Origin of the sequence: Luteitalea sp., assembly GCA_009377605.1 — a bacterium.
Classification (GTDB): Bacteria; Acidobacteriota; Vicinamibacteria; order Vicinamibacterales; family Vicinamibacteraceae; genus WHTT01.
Map to the genome: position 1 here is coordinate 1 of WHTT01000171.1, position 4,839 is coordinate 4,839.

At 62.9% G+C, this 4,839-nt stretch carries 2 protein-coding genes; both read left to right on the plus strand.

From position 1 onward, the window contains the following. Positions 1-439: FCD domain-containing protein (locus GEV06_27985; GenBank protein ID MPZ21699.1), on the plus strand; the 439-nt coding region annotated here is incomplete at its 5' end. Positions 440-475: 36 nt separating this feature from the next. Continuing rightward, positions 476-4,129 (plus strand): TonB-dependent receptor plug domain-containing protein, encoded by a 3,654-nt coding sequence (locus tag GEV06_27990; protein ID MPZ21700.1) that lies wholly within the window; start codon positions 476-478, stop codon positions 4,127-4,129. Positions 4,130-4,839: the final 710 nt, after the last annotated feature.

The window sequence follows — 4,839 nt, forward strand, 5'->3', positions numbered from 1 at the left end:
CTACGAAACCCTCGGCATCCTCGAAGGCGCGGCCGTGAGTCAGATCGCCTCTCTGATCGATGACGAGGATCTGAGCGAGCTGAGGCGCCTCAATGCGAAGATGCGCGCCGCCGCCAAGGAGGGCGACCTGCAGGCGTTCGGCGTGTGGAACCGCGAGTTTCATGACGTCCTGCTCTCGAAGCTGGAGAACCGCACGCTGCGCGAAGTCTGCGACATCGTCCGGGGTCGTCTCTACACCTTTCCGGTTCGACGCCACTCGATTCCAGAGTGGCTGAGGAAGTCCGTCAGGGAGCACCGGGAGATCATCCGACTGGCGATCGCGAAGGATGGCGAGGCGCTCGGCGCGTACTTTCGTGATATTCACTGGAGCTACGACCGCAATCGCCGCTACATCGACGATGCCTTCGATGCCAGCGGCGAAGCGGCCGTGCATTTGTAGGTCGTCTTACTTTTTGTTGGGGGAGGACGAGCAGCCATGGTGAAGCGATTCCTTATCGTCGTGTGTGCGGCAACGATGTGCGCCGCCTTGATGGGCACGGCGCCACCCGCGTGGGCCCAAGGGACCACCTCGCGCATCGGCGGCGCCGTCACCGATGCGAGCGGTGGGGCAATTCCCGGCGCCACGGTCACGCTGACCAACGAGTCGACGGGCGTCTCGTTCACGACCGTCACGTCTGGCACCGGTGTTTATGTGTTCGAGGCGGTTGGCGTGGGCACGTATACCGTGAAGGTCGAGCTGGACGGGTTCAAGACGTTCGTCGCCCCCGGCAGCGTGGTCAACATCGGGGGAGCGACGACCGTAAACGCCGAGCTCGAAGCGGGCAGCCTGACGGAGACCGTCGAGGTAATCGCGGCTGCGCCGGCGGTACAGACGACCGATTCCGGAAACTACGGCTCCGTGATTGATCAGAGGTCGGTGGAGTCGCTGCCAATCATCGGCGGCCGCGGTCGCAACCCACTCAACCTTGTGCTCACGCAGCCGGGGGTTGTCAGCGGCGCGAACACTGGCGGCGGCACGCACGTGCACGGCGCCCGCGACCGGGCGTGGAACTACACGCTCGACGGGATCGACACGAACGAGTCGAGCGCCGGCGGCGCCGAGACTTCACCGCTCAAGACGAATCCGGATGCCCTCGCCGAGTTCAAGGTGCTGACCGGCAATTTCACGGCAGACTATGGGCGAAACAGCGGCGGCCAGGTAGCAATGGTCTCCCGATCTGGCACCAACGAGTTCCACGGGACCGGGTTCTATTTCGCGCGACGACCGCAGTTCAACGCGAACGAGTGGGAGAACAACTTCAGCGACCTGCCCAAGGCGGAAGAACGGCTCAACATCGGCGGCTTCAGCTTTGGTGGACCGATCCGCCGCAGCAAGACGTTTTTCTTTGGCAACCTACAGATCCTCCGAGGGCAGCAGCAGCACACGCGCACTCGTAACGTCTATACAGAGAGTGTTCGCCAAGGGATTTGGCGGTACGTGCCAGGGGCTCAGAATCAACCCGCGGGCGTGGGCGGAGCCTCGGTGGACAGTGCAGGGAACCCCATCGTCGGTGTGGTAACGTACAACATTGCCACGAATGATCCCCGAGGTATCGGGCTCGATCCGCAGGTTCAGGGCCTCATCGACGCGACGCCGCTACCAAACGACTTCTCGGTCGGTGATGGTTTGAACCTCGCCGGGTACACGTGGAATCCGGAAGAGACCGAGGAACAGCACGATGTGTTGTTGCGTGTAGACCAGGTGCTGAGCCCGAAGCACTACGCGTTTGCCCGCGTGGCGTGGGGCCAGCAGAACACACTGTGTGACGAGGTCAATGATGGCACTGCGCCGTTCCCCGATGTGTCGTGTACGGTTGACACCGAGCGCCGGCCGTTCAATGTCGCCGCAAGCTGGCGCTGGAATCCCGTTGGTAGCGTTGTCAACGAGCTGGTGGTGGGCGGCAACCACTTCACGTTCGACTTCGTGACACCTGAGGCTCAACCGGGTCTCGTGGATTTCGTTCCGCCTCGTGAGGATATCGACTCCACCAACCGTGACACCGCAGACATCATGATGCCTCGAGCGGTGCAACTCGGAAACGCGCGAACCATCAACACGTATCAAGTCGTCAACAATACGAGCTGGCTGCGCGGCGCACATACCATCAAGGGCGGCCTCAACCTACGGTATCAGCAGCACAAAGACACGCGCGGATCCATCGGAAGTGCCAACGCAAACCCGATAGTCAACTTCGACCCGGCCGTGAGCACGGTGGATCCGACCGTGTTCGGGCTGCCCAACAACATCCAGCTGGACAACGATTTGCCCGCGTTGCAACGCTCGGTGAACTTCCTGCTCGGGCGTGTTGGCACGATTGAGCAAGGATTCGTCCAGCAGGGTGACGGCTACGCGCCGGGCGGAACCCCCTTTGACTACGACGCTCGCTTCCCTGAGCTGGATCTGTATCTCCAAGACAACTGGAAGATTCGACCTAACATCACGATCGACGCTGGTCTTCGATGGGAGCTCAAGATGGCGCCGAGCAACCCCGAGAATCGTATCCTGCGGCCAGACCAACGCGTGGCTGTGGGCGAGGCTGCCAGCAACAGCCTCACCTGGGTGGAGGAGTCGCTCTACGACCACGACATCAACAACCTCGCGCCGTCGGTGGGCGTAGCGTGGGATCCGCAGAATGATGGCAAGAACGTCATCCGCGGGAACTACCGGGTTGCCTACGATCGGATCAACACGTTCCTGCTCTCGTCGGTGATCTTCCAGAGCATTCCGGGCATCACGCGAACGGAGACCAACACGGAGTTCGGTCAGAACGGTGGGCGCCTGCCGAACCTACCGACGCTCCAGCCAACCGGGCAACCGGAGGACTTCGTCACGCCGCCACCGGTCAGCAACAGCAGCATTCACGTCATGGATACCGAGTTCGAGGCACCGCTGACCCACGGCTGGGCCGCCAGCTACCAGCGCGAGCTGTGGGGGAAGTCCGTGCTCGAGGTCGCGTACATCGGCCGCCGGGGACAGAACCTGTTTGGCGCATACAACGTCAACCAGGCCGAGATCCAAGACAACGGCTTCCTCGACGCGTTCAATACGGTCAAGGCAGGCGGTCAGAGCGCGTTGCTCAATCAGTTGATGGGTGTCGACTCCCGTCTCGAGCCCGGTCAAACCGGGTCGGATCTCATGCGGCAGCTCTTTTCGTCTGAGCTCAGTCGAAACTCTGTGGCCGGCGTCGCCGACGCGCTCGCCGAGCGCGTTCAGGGCAGTCAGACGCTGTCAGAGCTCGCCGGTCTTGGGCCGTACTTCTTCTATGCATATCCGCAGTTCCTCGGTGGAATGAACGTGATCGATTCGAACGATCGCTCCACGTACCACGCGCTCGAGATTACGTGGCAGCGGCGATTCGGCAGCGGGTTTGGCTACCTGCTCGGATATACGCTCTCACAATCGAAGGACACGCGATCGTTCGACCCGGCGTTCACCCGCGTGTCGACGGGGAGCAACCAGTCAGCATCCAGCACGCCCTTCGACATTCACAACAGAGAGCTCAACTTCGCACCGTCCGACTTCGACCGCACGCACGTATTCCAGGGGAGCTTCGTGACCGAGCTGCCGTTCGGGCGCGGCAAGCCTCTGGGCGGTGACGCCGGCCCAGCGCTCGACGCGCTCATTGGTGGCTGGCAGATCGCGGGTATCCTCCGCTATTACACCGGTCGGCCATTTACCGTCTACAGCGGCGCCAATACCCTCTCCAACGTCGTGCAAACGCCGGCCAACTGCGCCGGCTGCAGCAGCAGCGCAGGCAGCGTCTTCCCCGAGGAAGATGGCATCATTTGGTACTTCAATGGTGACGAGCGCGCAGGGTTCAGCGGTCCGGATGCTGGCGCTTTCAGTGATGCTGGTCGAAATTTCTTCCGCGGACCTGGCTCGTTCAATGCGGACCTGTCCGTGACCAAGCGGTTCTCGCTCTTCGGGGCTCACTCGGTCGAGTACCGGCTGGACATCACGAACCTGACGAACACGCCCACGTTCGACTTCCCAACAGCGGTTACCACGGATCCGACGTTTGGCCGAATCCGAGACGACGTGCTCAGCTTCTCGCGCAGGATTCAGATGGGGCTCAAGTACACCTTCTAGGGGCCAGGGGAAAGGTCCCAGGGCCGTCTCAGGCTCCAGGTACGAGTGGCTCAGGGGTCAGGGCCGGTTGGAGCTCGAGCTCTCTAGCTGCGTAGCGCGAAAGGCGGAAGGCCGCGCGCTATGTACGCGGGGCGCTACCGACGATGGGCTCGTCGCCCCGGCCACTGAGGGCGGCGAGGCGTCGCTCGTAGAAACGTCGCTCTGCCGCGTTCTGCGCGAGCGACCGCGCAGTCCGATAGGCGTCGATGGCCTCCGCTTCTCGACCCAGGTGTGCCAACAGCGCCCCACGAGCGGCGGGCAGCAGGTGATAGCCCGTGAGCACACGCCGTGCCGTGAGGCCATCGAGAATGCGGAGACCATGCTCCGCGCCTTCCGCCATGGCAATTGAGGCCGCCCGATTGAGCTCGACGACAGGTGACGGCTCGACCCGCAGCAGCAGACCGTAGAGCGCCACGATCTGACGCCAGTCCGTATCGTCCCAGCACTGCGCCTCCGCATGCAGTGCGGCGATCGCAGCCTGCAACGTGTATGGGCCCGGAAATGGGCCCTTGCGCCGGCTGATCGCGGCCTCCACCAGCGCCACACCCTCACGAATCTGTACACGATTCCAAGACCGGCGATCCTGCTCTTCCAGCAGCACCGGCTCGCCATCAGGGTTGACGCGTGCGTCGCGCCGCGCATCGTGCAGAAGCATCAACGCGAGGAGACCG

Bases quoted from the DNA above. Each gene is read 5' to 3' on its own strand.
- GEV06_27990 (MPZ21700.1), top strand. From the start codon at position 476: ATGGTGAAGCGATTCCTTATCGTCGTGTGTGCGGCAACGATGTGCGCC.